15 protein-coding genes and 1 pseudogene are annotated in these 17,613 nt (G+C 56.0%); 9 read left to right on the top strand and 7 right to left on the bottom strand.

The genetic code is table 11. The features are described from left to right. Window positions 1–68: 68 nt before the first annotated feature. The 4 genes from NDI54_RS06400 to NDI54_RS06385 form a co-directional block, all read right to left on the bottom strand. Window positions 69–629, bottom strand: a complete 561-nt coding sequence (locus tag NDI54_RS06400) for a DUF7344 domain-containing protein (protein WP_310895626.1) — start codon at window positions 627–629, stop codon at window positions 69–71. A gap of 57 nt (window positions 630–686) precedes the next feature. Further along, window positions 687–1,406, bottom strand: a complete 720-nt coding sequence (locus NDI54_RS06395; RefSeq protein ID WP_310895625.1) for a DUF7344 domain-containing protein — start codon at window positions 1,404–1,406, stop codon at window positions 687–689. A 485-nt stretch (window positions 1,407–1,891) separates the two neighbouring features. Further along, window positions 1,892–3,592, bottom strand: coding sequence for a helix-turn-helix transcriptional regulator (locus tag NDI54_RS06390; RefSeq protein ID WP_310895624.1), 1,701 nt, complete (start codon window positions 3,590–3,592; stop codon window positions 1,892–1,894). 106 nt (window positions 3,593–3,698) lie between these two features. Continuing rightward, window positions 3,699–4,457, bottom strand: coding sequence for a helix-turn-helix domain-containing protein (locus NDI54_RS06385; RefSeq protein WP_310895623.1), 759 nt, complete (start codon window positions 4,455–4,457; stop codon window positions 3,699–3,701). 942 nt (window positions 4,458–5,399) lie between these two features. Here NDI54_RS06385 and NDI54_RS06380 point away from each other — a divergent pair. From NDI54_RS06380 to NDI54_RS06360, 5 genes are all read left to right on the top strand, one after another. Further along, window positions 5,400–6,245, top strand: coding sequence for an RNA ligase family protein (locus NDI54_RS06380; protein ID WP_310895622.1), 846 nt, complete (start codon window positions 5,400–5,402; stop codon window positions 6,243–6,245). Window positions 6,246–6,328: 83 nt separating this feature from the next. Then, window positions 6,329–6,703: a hypothetical protein gene (locus tag NDI54_RS06375; RefSeq protein WP_310895621.1), complete on the top strand. Its 375-nt coding sequence runs from the start codon at window positions 6,329–6,331 to the stop codon at window positions 6,701–6,703. Between the two features lie 75 nt (window positions 6,704–6,778). Then, entirely contained in the window at window positions 6,779–7,048 is a 270-nt protein-coding gene (locus NDI54_RS06370) for an AbrB/MazE/SpoVT family DNA-binding domain-containing protein (RefSeq protein WP_310895620.1), read from the top strand. Continuing rightward, a complete protein-coding gene (locus tag NDI54_RS06365; protein ID WP_310895619.1) occupies window positions 7,049–7,405 on the top strand; it encodes a type II toxin-antitoxin system PemK/MazF family toxin in 357 nt (118 codons plus the stop codon). It begins immediately after the preceding gene. 865 nt (window positions 7,406–8,270) lie between these two features. Continuing rightward, complete coding sequence (locus tag NDI54_RS06360) at window positions 8,271–9,479, top strand: Cdc6/Cdc18 family protein (RefSeq protein WP_310895618.1); 1,209 nt, start codon at window positions 8,271–8,273, stop codon at window positions 9,477–9,479. 1,478 nt (window positions 9,480–10,957) lie between these two features. Here NDI54_RS06360 and NDI54_RS06355 read toward each other — a convergent pair. Then, window positions 10,958–11,470: a DUF3368 domain-containing protein gene (locus NDI54_RS06355; RefSeq protein ID WP_310895617.1), complete on the bottom strand. Its 513-nt coding sequence runs from the start codon at window positions 11,468–11,470 to the stop codon at window positions 10,958–10,960. Further along, a complete protein-coding gene (locus NDI54_RS06350) occupies window positions 11,471–11,761 on the bottom strand; it encodes a UPF0175 family protein (RefSeq protein WP_310895616.1) in 291 nt (96 codons plus the stop codon). Between the two features lie 168 nt (window positions 11,762–11,929). Here NDI54_RS06350 and NDI54_RS06345 point away from each other — a divergent pair, with 168 nt between their 5' ends. Next, window positions 11,930–12,124 carry a hypothetical protein gene (locus NDI54_RS06345; protein ID WP_310895615.1) on the top strand — a complete coding sequence of 65 codons (195 nt, stop codon included), beginning with the start codon at window positions 11,930–11,932 and terminating at the stop codon, window positions 12,122–12,124. Beyond that, the gene (locus NDI54_RS06340) at window positions 12,117–12,410 is read left to right on the top strand and encodes a type II toxin-antitoxin system RelE family toxin (protein ID WP_310895614.1); all 294 of its coding nucleotides are present in this window, start codon (window positions 12,117–12,119) and stop codon (window positions 12,408–12,410) included. The genes NDI54_RS06345 and NDI54_RS06340 overlap by 8 nt, the downstream gene beginning before the upstream one ends. Window positions 12,411–12,954: 544 nt before the next feature. Here NDI54_RS06340 and NDI54_RS06335 read toward each other — a convergent pair. Beyond that, window positions 12,955–14,154, bottom strand: coding sequence for an orc1/cdc6 family replication initiation protein (locus NDI54_RS06335; protein WP_310895613.1), 1,200 nt, complete (start codon window positions 14,152–14,154; stop codon window positions 12,955–12,957). A gap of 612 nt (window positions 14,155–14,766) precedes the next feature. Between NDI54_RS06335 and NDI54_RS06330 the strand changes: the two are divergent. Continuing rightward, window positions 14,767–15,601 (top strand): annotated as a pseudogene (locus NDI54_RS06330) (cell division control protein Cdc6); the annotation flags it as partial. A gap of 167 nt (window positions 15,602–15,768) precedes the next feature. Continuing rightward, window positions 15,769–17,571 (top strand): ABC transporter ATP-binding protein, encoded by a 1,803-nt coding sequence (locus NDI54_RS06325; RefSeq protein ID WP_310895612.1) that lies wholly within the window; start codon window positions 15,769–15,771, stop codon window positions 17,569–17,571. The last annotated feature ends 42 nt before the right edge of the window (window positions 17,572–17,613 follow it).

Raw genomic sequence — 17,613 nt, 5'->3', positions numbered from 1 at the left:
TCGCTGGAGTAGCAAGTGACTACTGCTGTGTCTCGGTCGGCGTGACCATCGCTCCCCCATAGGGGCAGTCAGTAGCTACCTAGAGAGACGGACGTGGACGTTACTGCGAGTATGAAGAAGTGAACGACGACGAGTCCGAAAAGCAGGACCGTTCTGGCCGCTGGTGGGCTCACGACCGCGAGTGCACCGGCCGCGACCGTCAGACCGCTCACAGCAGTGCTGGCTCGAACGGTGTCGTTCGACCGCTCATCGAGTGTGCGGGCCGCTTCGAACTGCTGTCTGATGGCGTCGAATTCGGGTCCCTGCTCGACCCGCTTCCGGTCTTGCTCGTACTCGATTAACCCGACAGCGTCGAGCTTGAGAAGGTGTGTTTGACAGAGTGAGATGTACACACTGTCGTAAAGCTCCTCGCTATCGGTCTCTGCATCGGCGACCGCACGCGACACCTGTCGACTCAGAGCACTGACAGACAGCCCTGTCTCATGGTCGGCAAGACAGCGGAGACAGGCCCGTCGCCGCTCGTTGCCGAGTATCTCGAATATCGTCGCTTCGTCGAGACAGTCATGAGCTGGGGGGCCTGCCGTCGCCCCACCATCGATGATAGCGTCGAGTCCGACCGTTTGTAGCATGCGGTTCATCGCCCTCCGGATGTGCCGCTGTGTGTGCGCATCTGTCCAGTATGCGGTTTACGGCCGCTGACGAACAGCCGATCTGAGACGGTCAGCGAGCGACTGCGGTCCCGAGAGTGAGAGCCGATGGCTCAGCGCCAGTACGAAAAACGCCGCGCTCACGACGAACGCGAGCGCGACGCCTGCCATTGGGGTTCCGCTGAGCGCGAGTCCACCGACTGCCACCAGCGTGGCACCCGCGGTCCCGAGATACCGGTTGGACCACTGCTCATCGGTCGTCGCGCGGGCACCGGTCTGATCGTGGTCCGTGACAGACTCGGTCGACGGCGACGACTCCGCAGCCGGCGATGTCGTCGACAGGAGCGATGGTTCCTCGTCGAGGTACCCGTCGAAGGAGTCCGCGAGCGCCGTTGCTTCGACAAGTCCGCGGTCCTGATTGTAGTTGATAACGCCCGCGTCGTCCATCTTCGGGAGGTGTGACTGATACAGCGCGATGTAGACGCGCTGGCGCTGTTTCGAGCGGAGCGAGTCGACGGTCGTATCGTGTTCCAGGGCTGCGATGTGTTCGGCGATATCGCTCATATCCGCCGGCTCATCGCCTGGGTATTCGTGGAGGTACTTGAGCACTAGGCGGCGGCGACGACACTGGAGTACGTGAAAGAGGTCATCGCGAGTGAGTTCGTCGTCTGATTCGGGTTCCTCAGACGCCGACCCGTCACTCGCAGACTCCTCGGTCTCTGTTGTCGCGGGTTCGGTAGTTGTTTCAGCTATCGACATGTTCGCTTCTCCCTTTTCCAGCAACCGACATATACCGGGTCGACTGTTCCGCCGGTTACGACTGTTTCACCGATTTAACGGGTCGATAATGGCTGACTTACCCCGAGCATGATATAGTAAATACCGATTTTGAGGGTCTGAGAAGCCCGCTTATCGGAATTTAGAGCAGAGAGTCTTTTCCACCACTGTTTCACACAGCATACCGAACCGTTTCGTCGAGACGACCGCAAATAATGTCTTCAAAAAGACAGTTACACAGTTTCGGCGAGGTTCCCATCTCCCACTCGAATCTGCCATTAGTGGGAGATAGAAGGCCTCAATAGCCGAAAGAAGCGTATTTTGGTGCCCGTCGACGCTACAAGCGGATACGACACCGAACTCGGTGACGGTGACGGACAGTTCCTTTCTTTAGAACCTTGTATGAAATCAGGAGAACAAGACGGCGATGTCACTATCGACCCGGCTTTCTCGGGGGTGGAGCCGGGTTATCCGCCGGGTGTCGGCGGCTTGATGTCGCCCGCGTGGGGCGAGTTCGCGGCTGCGGGCTTTGCCCGCTCCAGACAGATGAGGTTCTCCCGACCGAGCCGGATCTTCACGACCTCGTCGTCGTCGACCATCTTCGAGAGGAGGCGGCTGACCTTCGCTTTCGACCAGTCCGTCGCCTCGACGATGTCGGTCTGGTGCATACGGCCGCTCTCGGCCCGCAGCATCAGTTTGACGAGGCGCTCGTCGGGGGTGAACTCCCTGTCGGCTTGCTCGAAGGCCGCAGCCGCGGTGTCGGCGTCAACGCCCGCACTGTCGGACGGTTCCCCGTCCCTTGCCTCGATTTCACGGTTGACCTCGATTATATCCCGGTCCAGTTCGAGGCGGCGATAGACGAACAGTCTGGCCGCTGTGGAGAGTTCTGTGACCCAGCCACGCCTGATCGCCAGAACCGTCAGTCCGGTCCCGATGAGGAATCCGAGAAGCGAGCTCGTGACCCAGGCGGGCGTCAACGCGCTGTTCGGGTTCGTTCCCCAGGCTAGTTCCTGCGGATCGGACAGGAAGTCGCCATCCGAATCGGCCGCCAGCGGGTTCGTTCCGAGCTCCGAGACCTCCCGCCCGTCGCTGAGACCGTCACCGTCCGAATCAGCAGTAACCGGAGAGGTTCCGTTATCCAGTTCCTCGCTGTCGTCGAGACCATCGCCGTCGGTGTCAGCCACCATCGGGTCAGTCCCCGCGTCAAGTTCTTGCCCGTCCGTGAGACCATCGCCGTCGGTGTCTGCTACCGTTGGGTTCGTATCCAGCGAGAGCTCGCGGCCGTCGGCAACGCCGTCCTCGTCAGTATCTTCCGCGACCGGATTCGTGCCGATCTCCAGTTCCCGGCCGTCAACGACGCCGTCGTTGTCCGTGTCCGCGTCCGTCGGATCGGTCTTGCCCGAGACCTCTCGTTGGTCAGAGAGGCCGTCGCCGTCGGTATCAACGACGGTTGGGTTCGTTCCGACGGCTATTTCGCGCTCGTCCGTCAGCCCGTCGCCGTCCGTGTCGACGTTGGTCGGATCGGTCCCGTGCCTGATCTCGGCCGTGTCGGCGAGACCGTCTTCGTCAGTGTCCGCAACCGTCGGGTCCGTCCCGTGCTGGTTGACCTCCACACCGTCCGACAGGCCGTCGCCATCAGTGTCGGCGTCGGTGAGGTTCGTCCCGCGCGCTATCTCGTTGCTGTTGTTGAGTCCGTCGTCGTCAACGTCGCCGGTACGCTGAATCGGCTGGAGAGACACCGACTGCCGATCCACCGTGGTGTCGGAACTCGTATTGTAGAGAGAAACAGAGAGAGTGTCGAGACCGACGGTCCCGGGGGTCATAAGAGTCGCCGTCCCGTTCGGACCGACCGGCGTACACGTCGCTGAGCCGTTGGCATGCGTACAGACCGAGAGGTTCGCCTGCGACGAACTAGCGGTCACTGTGATGGGATAGCCGCTCGCGCGCTCACCGTCGATACGCTCCCAGACGAACGCGGTGTCGTTCGGCCCTTCACCGATAGCTTGTGGGAACTGGGCCGATTGTATTGTCGGTTCAGTGTCGTTACCCGTCGCTGTGTACGCAGTGTACTGCCCAGCGTCCGCTGCGGTGGCGACACCTACGGAGACAGACGCGACTGCCAACAGGAGGAGTAAAGCGCATATCCCGCTCGCGATTCGGTGTCTCATACAGTACGGGTGTCACAGCGAGGCAATATCCTTTTTGGCACATAGACTGGTTGTCACTTAGTGACACACTTGAAAATTCAATGATATTATCAGTACGTTCGCACGCTCACTCCTCGGTCAGTCCGAGTTCCGACCCGATGACCTGGTCCATCCCGCGCCGAATCCGCTGGGACACTGCCGACGGGGAGATGTCCAGTTTCTCTGCCAGTTCAGCCTGTGAGATGCCACGGGGCACGTCGAAATATCCCGCTTTGTGTGCCGTTTCGAGCGCGACCTGCTGGTCCGCGGTCAGCCCGCACGCGCCGGCGTTCGCGTCGCCGGTCGTCCAGTACAGTCGGTCGAGTCGGAACGTGATGTCCCGCTCGGAGCACTCGGAGCGAAACTGCGACAGCGCCGACCGCGACCGGAACTGCGCGTGGACGTTCCACTGCCCTCCTCGACCTTCCATGTCGAGAATCCGACCGCCGGCACGGACAAGTGACGGCGAGATCCGGACGGCGCTGTCTGCCACTTCGACCCGATAGACGCGGTCTGTCTCCGTCCAGTCTAACACGACGGGGTCACACACTGTCTCATCCATCTCCAGTTCCGTTTCGAACCGGTCCAGCGTCGTCCCTTCAGCCGCTATGACTAGAAAGCTCGATGCCCCATCGTCTACCATCTGCTCCGGCCGCACCGTCACATCCTGACTGTTTTCGATCGCATCCGAGAGAATCAGGTCCGGATGACTCAGACACAGGTCGACGCCGAGGCTTTTCTCCCGTGTCGTCCCATCCGTCTCCGATGGGCTTGCCGGCCCGTATCCAGCGCCATCGACTGGCTGGTCCGCCTCGGTTGTCGACCCCTGGTCGCCGGTGTTGCGCATATGGTGTCCAGACGAATCGCGCACAAGTCCATTGCCACTATACGAATAGTGTCTGAAAATCTGGAGGCTATACTAATAGCCATATTATCCGGTTGGCTTCTTCACAAACCGTCAATACCGAATAGAATCTCCGATGGCAGGTTTCTCCGGAGCAACCTTGGGTGGTTCCGCCGGTAGAAGAGGAGCAAGCGCCTCCAGTAGTCCCTAGATGCCCACCAACAAGCACGACAAACGGGCAGGCAGGCGAAGGAAGCTCAAAACGAGCGAAAGAGAGGTGCTTCGTGGGGAGCCGCGATTGCGGTTCTGATACACCTTACAAAAATAACCACTTCCAACCTTAGATCGAATCGCAAGGCAGCAACTAAGGTTGCAACATTGGATCTGTGATAAGTGTCAGTACTCATGAATAAATTCACCTTTCACGGAATTTCCGTCCTGGCTTCGAGCAGGGCACTGTCCCAGGAAATCAGCCGCCTTGGCCAGTCAGCCACGCCGTACACCGACTGGACCATCCGCCGATCTAGCCAAGCACGACAGCGGTCATTCACCTTGTTCCGGTGGTGGTGCCCTGGGTTGGACACCCGTAGATTGACAAAGGTCGGTGTTCCGTCGGTTTATCGATCCCAATTGGCTCACTTTAGCCTTGCAGGTCACACGGACACCCCGACCGGGGAAACGCTCTCAATCCCAAAGGATGTACATGTGGCTATGGGCGACCCAGCGTGTTACCGTGACTACTGTCCATCCTGTGACGCACAGGTAACGATCACTGACGGTGAATGTCCGGACTGTGGCACGGAATTAGATTCTCACGAGTCATAGAGACAGTTCTCCTGCCAACCCCGATGTGAAGGTATCGGACCCCTAAACCGATCCACGTCGGAATGACTCAAGAGAGACGAAGGTGACACCTAAACCACTCCGCAACGGTATCTCAGAGAAATGAAACAGTTCCCGTCGATTCCCCGCGTCGATGATGCGCCTGACGATCTCTTCGAGGAGGGACACCTGTGGATTCTGGAGAAGGTAGACGGGGCGAATATGCGCTTTCAGTTGCAGCAATCGGGGCTCGTTCGCTTCGGCGACCGAAGCCGTGTCTACGACGACCCCGATTCGGTACCGGATCCGTACCATCACGCTATCCGATACGTTCGTGAAACTCTCGACCGAGACGCGCTCCGGCGTGCCGTCGACGACGTCGAGGCGTACGTCTTCTTCGGCGAGGCGATGCACCACCATACAATCGACTACGACTGGGAGCGCACGCCGTCGTTTCTCAGCTTCGACATCTGGTCAGCGGCGGACGACCGATTCCTCTCACCGGACGTTGTCGAGGGGATTTTCGACCGCCTCGGTCTCCAGCCCGTCAATGCCGTCGAACGCGAACGACGGGCACAGGAGTTCGATCCGGCCAGCTACGAGATTCCACAGTCAGCGTGGTACGACGGGCCAGCTGAAGGCGTCGTGATCCGGAACAAGCGCGGCAGTCGTGCGAAACTGCTTCATCCCGACTTTCGGGAGGTCGACGAGACGATTCCGGCCGACGCCGATCCCACGGCACTGGCCCGCCGATACGCGACGCAGCAACGCTTCCGAAAGGTCGCTACCAAACTCGAAGACCACGAGCAGGCAGTGACGGTTGAGACGCTCTATGAGCGGACGATTGAGGACATTGTCCGGGAAGAGCACAAGCAACTCTATCACGGTTCCAATCCGGTCGATATGCAGACGTTTCGCTCTGAAGTTGCAGCGTTGACGCGGGCGTTTCTCGACGAGTCGTATGAGTGACTGCTGTCGTAGCCACAGTGATTGCGTCTTTTCGACTGTGCTGTGCCAAACGCTTTTGCGACGGCTAATAGTATATGAGTGTCATGATTGACCTCCCGTGGGGATGTGGTAGCGACACCGGCGCAGGCTCTGAACCCTCCGCCGATCATCCGGATGCAGATGTCGTCTGTAAGTTCCAGGACGGGACCCTCGCGGTCTATGATGACTATGTCGCGATTACGCGCGTCGATCGCTCGGATTTCAACAATCGAGAGATTCCAGTCGAGGAGATAACTGGTGTTGATTACGATAGTGGCATCACAATCGGGTACATTCAAATCGAGCAGATCGATGTCCCGGTCGAAAGCGGCGGCCTACTGAGTGACCCGGTCAATCCGAACACGCTGCACTTTGACCGCAGTGGCCGAGAGTGTGCGAAAAGGGCTCGGGATGCGATTCTGGAGCGAGCGCGAGGGTAGTGTGGAACAGGTGGCTGAGTGACCTTGCCGAGTGTACCCGATACGTTCTTTAGTATGGATATGATATGAATATGTATGGACGACGTGGAAAAACGACGTGTCGGTGACCGTGGACAGGTCACGCTCCCGAAGGCGTTACGCGAAGCGTTTGACATTAGCGGCGGCGACGAGGTAGCGATTCACGAAGAGTCGGGGAAAATCGTCATCGAAAAACCCGTCACTCGAGAGGATCTCGCAGCCGGATACCGTGCGCGAGCCGCTCGACTTCGAGACCTCAATAAAGAGATGAAAGGGGTGTCACAGGAGGCTGACGAGCAACTCGGCGATATCCCGGAGTGGGACTAGATGGACGTTCGTCGAGGCGACATCGTAATTGTCGAACTCGACCCGACAAGAGGATCAGAGCAGCGGGGAACGCGACCGTGTCTTGTCGTGCAGAACGATATCGGGAACGAAAACGCACCCACGACGATCATCGTCCCGTTCACGACATCGTTCGACGAAGAGCGGTACCCATTCGAAGTACTCGTGACGGCCAAGGAAAGCCACCTTCAGGAAGATTCCGTTGCGATGTGTAGTCAGATCCGAACCGTATCGATTGACGACCGGATCGAAACCGTCGTTGGCTCCGTTCCCGATGAGCGAATGGATGACGTTGATACCGCACTGGAGTACAGCCTCGGACTCCGCGGTCAGTGGTAAGTGGGTTTGAACGTGCCTCCTGCGGGTTTCCAGATTGGAGCAATCGATACGGTGGTGTTCAGCGATGACGACCGCAGAGAGCCAGAAAGCCCCCGCGGTCTCAGCTTTGGCTCGCGGCTCTGCCGCTCGCCAAGACGAGGGACCTCCGGTCCCTCGCGACCCGCGGCTCGGTGCGCGCGCTTCGCGTGCTTACGTCGCCGGGGTTCGCTGAGACCGCGGCCCCTTTCAGTCCCACCCAGCATGGACTGGCCAATCGGCTATGGTTTGGACTGAAAGAGCGTCGTCGGCACACGTGGTGACTGCTCCGGAGACCTGTGGTCTCACGGTGGCTGGCCTGAACGATGGCTGTCGACGTAAGGACCGCAACAGAGTGTGTACCGAGGACCGCAGATCCCTCGGGTCATGTGAACGGAGCTTGGTGTCGTGGGCAGAGAGTCTAGCGTGAATCCGAGTTCGCCAGGGCGAGAGATTTGCTCTCACGAGCAATCGGACGCTATGCGTCCGGTAATTACCGGGGCTTTCTGGCTGTTCTTGACTTCTGTCCACTAACTGCACACTGCTATCGACACACCACCGACCGAGTGAAAGAGCCACGGATTGCTGCCAGCGCAGACACACCATCGAACGAGTGAAAGGAAGTATACGAAAAGAAACCACAGTAGGGTCGGAGGATCTCGAAAGATAGTCGAGAACCCAACAATCCGCCGTTCATCTTCACTCGGCTTCTGGTGTGTCTCTTCACAAGATATTTCTTATAAACCGGTCTTAAATCGGCTTTAGGTGGGTTTTTAGGACATGAGAATGATTTCACTCGTTGTCTTGTCGGTGGTTTTTAATATCCGCATCGAGTTAAACAAATCACACGATGTCGAATTCGGACCAGAAAGACGATATTTTCCAAACAGGGGGGATTTTTGCCAATCGAGAGCTCCTCCGCGTTGGCCATGTTCCCCCGCTGGAACGTGTTATCGGCCGCGATCAAGAAGTGAATGCAGTTGGGCAAGCATTGGGGCCGGCCACAGTTGGTGGGCCACCTGAAACCACAATTATCTACGGGAAGACTGGAACGGGCAAGTCACTCGTTGCCCGGTGTGTGTCTCGCGAGGCCCACAAGAAAGCCGATTCGAATTCCGTCTCGTTTCAACACGCCTATGTCGATTGCTCTGACTACCAGACAGAAACAAAAGCGAGTCGAGAAATGGCACGCCAGCTCGCGACGAATCTAGATGCCGAGACAGACATTCCGCGGGTTGGAATCGCCGCTGCTGATTATCGGGATATTACGTGGGATCTTCTCGCCGACTTCGCTGTTGACTCACTGGTGGTCATCCTAGATGAGATCGATAAATTAGACGACAATAATCTCCTTCGAAGTCTCTCTCGGGCATGTGAAAGCGGGAAAGTACAGGCGCACGTCAGTGCGATCTGTATTAGCAATAAAATCGAGTACCGTGAGCGACTGAATGAACGTATTGACTCCAGTCTGCAGGACAACGAACTGGTGTTCGATCCCTACGATGCTAAGCAACTCCGAGCAATACTTGACAATCGCACTGATGCTTTTGAAGACGGCGTCCTTGATTCCGATGTCATTCCGAAGGTCGCTGCGCTTTCCGCAAAAGAACACGGAGATGCACGGAAGGCGATCGACACACTGTACGAGGCAGGACGACTTGCTGAGAAAGAGGGATCGGACATAGTCAGCATAGATCATGTTGATGATGCGGTAACGCGGGCAGAAGTGAACCGATTTCAGAAGTTGGTGAGCGGAACAACGCCACACGTCAAATATATTCTTCGCTCTCTGGCCCTGCTAACCGCTGAATATCCGGAACAAGATGCGTTTCGTACTCACCGGATATACAAATTCTACGAGACTCTGGCAGAACGGGAAGGGTCCGACCCGCTATCTGAAGATCGGGTTTACCGTCTCCTGAAAGAGCAGTCGTTCCTCGGCGTGACAGAATCGAACCACACTGGCGGTGGTCAAAGTGAAGGGAGCTATCTAAAGCACCGACTGTTACGTGATCCTGAAATCATCGTCGAAGCGCTTGACGCATCTGTGACGAACTGAAAGACGTTACTTGTCTTCACTCGTTATGGGGAGGGTCGGGTGTTAAGTGGGAGTGAGAAGCTGAAGGATTGTGACTACCACTACACTCGGTGCGAGGGGTGTGGGTGATTCACTCAGTCCGAAATTTTGACTGATAGACTGCACCTAATATTGTCACTCGTCACAAGAAGAGCAGTATTTGGCCACGATTATGATTGAGAATACCACGGGCATGGCCGGTTCTCGAGACTACATCCAGTTCATGACCGGCTTGGCGACCTGAGACATATGCAGAACTGATATCTATACCTCTCAGTTCCGGACCAAGGATTCATAATCGATCTGTTGTCCGCAAGGACTCGAGAACTTTGGATATGAAACGCAACTAGGATAGCTGCCGACATGGGAAATGACAGAGAAACGCTGTTGTGTTTCTGATTAGCCACTACTGAACACCATTCGTAGTCTCTGGTTGCTGTCCCATAAGTCAGGATTTTTCTCGCAAAGACAGAAACTCTGAGAGCAATAGGTATTCTCTGATGGATCCAGTCCCACCGTGTCAGAGTCGAAAGATCCCAGTCAAAATCGTCCGGAGATATAGATCTAAAGTTCTCTCAGCACACTCTCGTGCGGATTAGCGGCAGCCAGAGTGGATTATAGGACTTTTGCAAACGAAATCTACTCACACACGGACTCCGAGGAATGTACACGCTTCTGTGTCGTGATTGTATTCTACTGCTCGCGGCGCATCCAGTTTCGATAGACCTTCGGGCCGAACAGGACCCTAACCTGTAGCTCACTTTCAACGACACTAGACCACTGTAATTTTCATAATCGGGTTCCGTCCGGTGATTTTGGAACTCAAATTAGGACTGGAAACCAACCCAGTCAGATACATTTCGTGAGGAGACGCACTCTCGACGAAATCTGGCTACCCATATCCCATCTCTTCTGAATCAGCCCCACTCAGCGTACCTAGTTGCACTCAATATCCTCTCATAGACAGGCTTGCGGACAACAGAGCCGATTATGAACGGTAGAAAAGCTACTAACAGAGTGATAGACGCGTTTTGAATCAGTCTCAGAGTGTTATCTCGGGTATGGAATAATGGATATCAATGGCTAGTATCCAAATGAGAAGACAGGGTTATTCATTGGACGATACAGCCACAGGTGATCGTTGGTGTGGGATTTCGGTTCAGTGAAGGAGAGTACGTTTCGTATGCTTTCTGTCTCTTTCTCATAAAGATACGACGATATGACGGGCATCTCCGTCTGGAATCGATCTTCGCAGAAGCATACGAAACAAACCACACGGGGTATTATATATGCACCAACAGGCCACAACGCTCGGCCTGAAATCTTGTGACGGGATTCCTCCGCGTTCACGCGGAGGAGGTCAATGTGCTATAGTCACAATTGTCGTTGAGGCGGCCTTTGTCTCATGAGGCGACGTATCGCAGTGCCGATGAGGGGTTACTCCTGTGCCCTCCACGACGTCAGTCAGAGAGTGTCTCAAGCTTCTGTAGAATCTTTGTGTAGACAGCAGGCGCACAGTACCAACCCTCGTCGATCATCGCATCGATGATGGTGCGTGCATCGTCGCTGCTAATCGCGCCCTGTTTCGTGCATTTCAGGACGAGAAATGCTGTGCCCCGTGTGGTGATTCCCTCGGCGGCTGCAACGTCTCGCCCGTACGTCTCATCCATTACGGCAACACCATCGTGGGCGTCAGCACAGGCGAGAACAGCGGCGTCAGCGTCACTAAGATTGCTATTTCCGTGGAGCCGCGAGTAGAGTGGGGTTGCCCTAACTGAGATAACCTCAAACTTGTTGGCTTCGACGCTACGTTCGATCCGACGGGCATCCGGATAACCCGCTTCGAGGCCGGTGGTAACGACTTCTTTATAGACGCGTTCGGGGAGGACACATGGTTCCTCAACCTGTTCGACGAGTGAGAGCTGCCTAACTTTCCCGAGGTAAATAAGCGGTGTCGCGTCGAAGACCCACATTCACAGTGCCTCGAGATCGGCGTCGAGATGATCGTCTGCGACCCAGGTGATATCACGCTTCTTGGCGAGTTGAGCAAAGTCCCAGACGGACATTCCTGCCATTTCAGCCGCCCTGCTGAACGTGATGGACCCGGCTGCAAGCTGGTCGATGGCCTGTTCGCGACGCCACTCGTCGAGCCCCTCCGAGAGCAGTTTTCGAACGGCTGTACTCCGGTCGAGGTTCTCCTCATCGAGATACGCGTCGAGTTCGGCTTCTAACTCGTCAGGTACTCGTGTAGAGATCGTTCCCATATTGTTTACATTGTTTGCAACGTATACAAGTGCTTTGGTGCGTTCACTGATGTGGGCGGGCTGTGCTAGGCGAAGAAAGCGGCGTGAATCTACAGATGGCTGATTAGCGATGTGAAGGTGGCTACCGATGCTGTTAAGACTGCCAGGGTTGTAAGGACTGATATCGCAATGTCGGCCGACAAACGCATTCCAGTCACCGAAGAGACCCACAAAGAGCTACACGAACTCAAAGACCCGGGACAGACCTACGACGAACTGCTTCAAGACCTCGCTCGACAGCGTCGCCGTGAGGAACTCGAAAATCGCTTCAGAGATATTGAAGAAGCTGATTCTGAGGATCTGACTGCACTTGAAGATGTTTGAATACGACGTGCTGTTGGGCGACGATGCACGTGCCTTCCTCGAAGCTGCCGACGAAAAGACGACACGTATTTGCAAAGAGAAACTCGGATATCTCGCCGCAAACCCGTATCCTGGTCAGGGCCGCGGAGATAAAGAAAAACTGCCTATCGACGGCCGCCGAGACCGTTACCGGCTGCATATCTCCCGGACGCACACAGCCTTCTATACGATTGTAGAAGATGAGACAGAGGTTCGTGTGCTCGAAATTCTCCCGATTGACGAAGCCCACGACCGCTACGGGTTCTGACCGTTTATCGGGTACAGATAGAATATTCGAAAGGTATTCAGCCGCGTGCCGGAGTGGCGCCTGGAAACCCTTCTCGGTGTCACGAACCATGTCTGAAAACGAATGTACGTCCGGTGACGACCCGGGCACAGACGGCACAGCAACTTCCCATGCATCGACGGGCGAGTCACTCGAGATCCGGTACAGGGATTACAGTGGCCTGTGGCGACGGCTGCAGTTCGAACCACGCCCGGATGGCCCTGGGTGGGACCGGCATGAGGAAGAGTGGACTGGCTGTCACTGGCGCCTCGTCGGTCGTGAGGCGGTGACTGACCTGTGGTGGCAGACCTGCGTGGGTGGACAATGACGTAGTTGACAGCGGTAGCGGTGTAGTTCTGCACATAGAAGCAGGTGGAAGAGACACAGTTCGTTTCGTCTGTCTTGGAGGTCACTTAGACAGTGCGATCCTCACCAGATTCTCTTCCGATATCCCCACCGATCAGGGCGTGTGAGTGAACGAAACTGGGAATGAGAGAGGACATTTCGTCTGTCTTCCACTGGTATCTCACGGGCTTCGTTCCGCTTCAATCTCGCCTCTGATGTCGAGAACGATCTCGGGATCGAGATCAAGACCGTACTCGTAGTACCGGCCCCCGCTCTCGCCGCGATTCCGATCGGTCCGATGGAGGAATCCGAGCATGTGGAGGTCCGAGAGGTGGTTCTGAATGCTCTTAAGCGTCGTAAGGGGTTCCACGGCGTGTGAGTTCGCGACGCGCTCGTATCGGGTCTTGATCGTCTTCGAACGAGCTAGCGTCTCCTCCTGCTGCTCGAGATACGCGAGCGTTTCAAGAAGTAGCTGGGCGTGCTGGGTCTGATAGCGAATCCGATTTCGTAACCGACCACGTTGGACGAGTTCCTGCGCTGCAACGATGTGCGAATCATCGACGCTTTCAGCCTCTTGCTTTTTCGCCACTTCGCCACCGACCCTGAGGAGATCGATCGCTTGACGAGCGTTTCCCCGGTCTTTCGCCGCGATCGCCGCTGCCCTTGCGACCGCTGAGTCGTCACAGACGTCGTCAACGAACGCGCGATCGGCACGATCGGCGAGTATCGTCCGGAGTTCGCTGGCGTCGTACGGGCTGAACGAGATTTCGGCTTCCATCAGGGTGTCCTTGACCTTCGGCGAGAGGCCCTGTCGAAACCGGTAGTTGTTGCTAATCCCGATGACGCCAATCTTCGAGTCCGTGATATGACCGATCGAGCGCGCTCGCGGGAGTTCGTACAGGAGCATGTCGGCGTCGCCGAGGTGGTCGATCTCATCGAACACGATGAGGTGTGTCCCACCCAGTCGGTCGAGTTGCGTGTACAGTTCCTCGAATGCATCGGCCGTACTGAGCCCCCGTTTTGGGAAGTCACTCGCGGTTTCCGGGAGCAGTTCGTTGACAAGTACTCGGACGACCGAGTAGACCGTCTTTCCATTACAGTTCAATTCGTGGACGAACAGATCGTCGGCATCATGGCGCTCTGGGGCTTCGTTTTGAAGCGCTTCCATCATGTATGTCGTCACCACAGTTTTCCCGAGTCCAGCCCTCCCGTACAACACAATGTTCTGTGGCGTCCGGCCGAAGAGGACGTCCTCAAGCGCGTGGCGATACTCATCGATTTCCTCGTCGCGCTCAAGGATCCGATCGGGTTGGTAGTCTTCGGAGAGGACCTCCTTGGCGGCGAAGATAGAACGTTCAACGTCGCTAAACGGCCCGGGCATGAGTCTATTCAAAATGAGGTGTCAGATTTATATAAAACCTGCTTTTGTTTGTCTCGTTTGTCTTGATCCACTACCGACCGTTGGTCACCTCTCAGCCATCGAGACACTGCCCGTTATCGGGCGTCAAGAGACAAACGAAATCCACTCTCTGAATGGGAAGCCAAGTGGCCTTCGTGGAGTACCCAATGTCGCAGTCGAAGACAGACGAAACGTACTCTCTCCCGTTCCAGGGGCGGCTCTTTCCAGACAGAGCAGGCTGAGTGCTTCACGATTGTCTGAAAGACGGGTTCGTTTGGGCCGACAAGACATCGCGAACCATGTGACTCCGAGAAGGTCCATCAATGGTCAGCACACTGGAGCGGGGTCGCCAAGAGACTGGCTATGGACTTCCTCCGAGGGTTACACCGGAAGAGTCGAGACAGACGAAACGTACTCTCTCACCCTGGATCAGATGGTATCGTCGAAGTCGTCGCAGATGGATTCGTGTTCTGCGGCCCACCTCCGACCTAGATACAGTCGTCCCTGCCTCGGGTCAGAAGAGCCGACTCGGCAACCGCTTCGATAGCCGGCTGAAGGGGCTCATGAAAAAAGTTGGTAGAGAACCTGCGCAGCAGGGGTCTCGGGACTGGAGATGCGTTCGACGAGTTGTACCGACGGTGCAATCGCATCAGCAGGACGCACCCAGTCATGTTCGACGAAATCGACCACCTGGAAGATGTGAATACGCTGCTGTACGAACTACCACGCACGCGAGCGAACGGTCATGTCACGGACGCGAAGGTCGGCGTGATCGGAACCAGCAACGACTACACGTTTCGGCAGACGCTCTCGCCGAAGGTGAAGGACACGCTGATGGGGACCGAGATCTCGTTCAGTCCGTACGACGCCGCGGAACTGCGAACGATCCTGGAGCATCGGGCGGACCGTGCCTTCGTCGACGAGGCGTGTGACACGTCGGCGATCGCGAAGGCGGCGGCGCTGGCCGCGCAGGATATGGGGGACGCGCGGCAGGCGCTCGATCTGCTCTGCGTCGGTGCGGAACTAGCCGAACAGAACGACGAGACGCCTGTCACGGACGAGCATATCGAGACCGCACGGAACCGAGTACAGCGCGGTCGGGTCGAGAACAAGATCCGAGACCAAACCGAGCATGCGCAGTATATCTTTGGAAGCGATCACGAACCTCCAGACGGCCGGAGAGGTTCCGGCGCGGTCGAAAGAGATTCAACAAACGTACGAACAGGTGGCGGATTCGTATGCCGCCTCACCGCTGTCGACGCTAAAGAGTATCCAAGACCACCTCTCAGACCTCCACATGCTGGGATTCCTTCGACGCCATGAGCAGAACAAGAGGCTAAGTGGGAGACAGTACTACGAGTACGAACTGGATCTCAAGCCGGAGATCGTCTTGGAGACTCGGAGTGAGATTGCCACATACACCGAGTGAAAGCACACGAAATGTACTCTCTTTCATCAAGGCTGCGGTCGGGACGGATAAGTGAAATCCGGACAACTTGGTTGAGGACTGTGGTGAACACAGGTCAGAGATTGAGTACAAACCGAGACCGACGACATTATTCGAGTCGCCGTCAGAAATCGGTACAACTTACGCCTATGTCATCGTCAGATCCCGAACCAGTCTCCAGACGCGAGAAACTCGACGCCCTCCGCGACGTCGCGAAGTACAACCCGACGTACACGACGGCGGTGGTCGTGCTCGGGGTCGTCGCCGCAATGCTTGAAGGCGTGGGACTAAGCTTCATTCTTCCGATCGTCGAACTCGTCCAGCTTCAAAACCCTGCCGCGGAAGCGGAGGGGATGCTCGAAGTGTTTGTCACGGCTTATCAGATACTCGGGCTCCCGTTCACGCTGGGCTACGTCGTCATCGGCGTGTCGGCCGTGATGGTCGCACGATACACGACCAGCTTCGCGGTAGCGTGGTTCCGGGAGGCGCTGCGGACCTACTACATTCGTGACCTCCAAACGCGAGCTTTCCAGAATGCGCTGAATGCACGCGTAGAGTACTTCGATGAGGAAGGATCTGATGATATTTTGAATGCGATTGTCACGCAGACGAATTATGCAGGACGAGTGATCAATCAAGGGATCAAATTTACTCAACAGCTCTTTCTGGCCGGGGTATACTTCGCTGTTGCGCTCATTATTGCGCCGGTACTGGCAGTTGTAACGGGAGTCGTCCTCGGCGGTTTCTCTATTTTTTTCCGACGAGTTCTCGACTCTGGGTATAATGTCGGAGAAAAAGTTGCTGAGGCGAATGAGATGCGACAGGAAGCCGCACAGGCCGGGACACAGGGTATCCGTGACGTGCGGATCTTCGGGCTCGCTGAGGAACTTTTTGAGGACTTTACAGACGCGATTGAGACATTCACAGAGTCACAGATTGTCCTCAGGCGGAATGAGGCCGCGATCAACAATTTCTACAATCTTGTCGTCGCTGTATCGGTGTTCGTACTCATTTATCTCGCGTTGACGTTCGCAAACCTTTCAGTCGGTGAACTCGGCGTATTCCTCTTCGCAATGTTCCGGCTTGGTCCAAGGGCTAGCCAAGTAAACTCCTTGTACTACAATGTAGAGAACAACCTTCCACACCTGGTCCGAACTATCCAGTTCACTGACAAGCTGGCAGCATATAGCGAACCGACCGGATCGGGCAGAGAAGTCCCCGAAGAAATTCGTGAAATCGAGTTCGATGATGTTCACTTTTCGTACGACGAAGAAGAGGTACTCCGCGGGATCAACTTCACCGTCGAGAAAGGCGATTTCATCGGGTTCGTCGGGCAGTCGGGCGCAGGAAAGTCGACGATCGTTTCGCTTCTCGCTCGACTGTATCCTGTTGATGAGGGTGAAATCAGAGCGAACGGGATTCCAATCAACGAAATGGACATTGAGGAGTGGCGCAGCCGAATCTCGATGGTGAGACAGGACCCATTCATTTTCAATGACACGCTCAGGTACAATTTGACGCTCGGGAACCGAAAAGTATCAGATTTCGAACTCGACCGAGTATGTTCGATCGCTAAAGTCGAAGAGTTCATCAGTGAGCTTCCGAATGGATATGATTCACTTCTTGGCGACGACGGAGTTCGATTGTCTGGTGGACAACAGCAGCGCGTCGCACTCGCACGAGCGCTCCTCGTAGACGCTGACGTGTTGATCCTCGACGAGGCAACAAGCGACCTCGACTCAAATCTGGAAAAACAGGTCCATCGAGCGATTGAAGAGATGGAGAGAGATTATGCCATTATCACAATTGCCCACCGGCTATCAACAGTAAAGAACGCCGACCAAATTTATACTTTAGAGGGCGGGCAAATTTCGGAATCAGGTGAACACGAAGAACTTGTGGAGAATGGAGGAAAATACGCTGAGCTTTATCGTATTCAAGCTCAAGGATAAATATTGTGTCTAAGTTAAGGGGGCGGTGTTTAGTTAAGCGTG

Origin of the sequence: Haloarcula terrestris, assembly GCF_031624315.1 — an archaeon.
Classification (GTDB): domain Archaea; phylum Halobacteriota; class Halobacteria; order Halobacteriales; family Haloarculaceae; genus Haloarcula; species Haloarcula terrestris.
The sequence above is the reverse complement of the archived record's forward strand: the minus strand, read 5'-3'. Positions and strand labels throughout refer to the sequence as shown.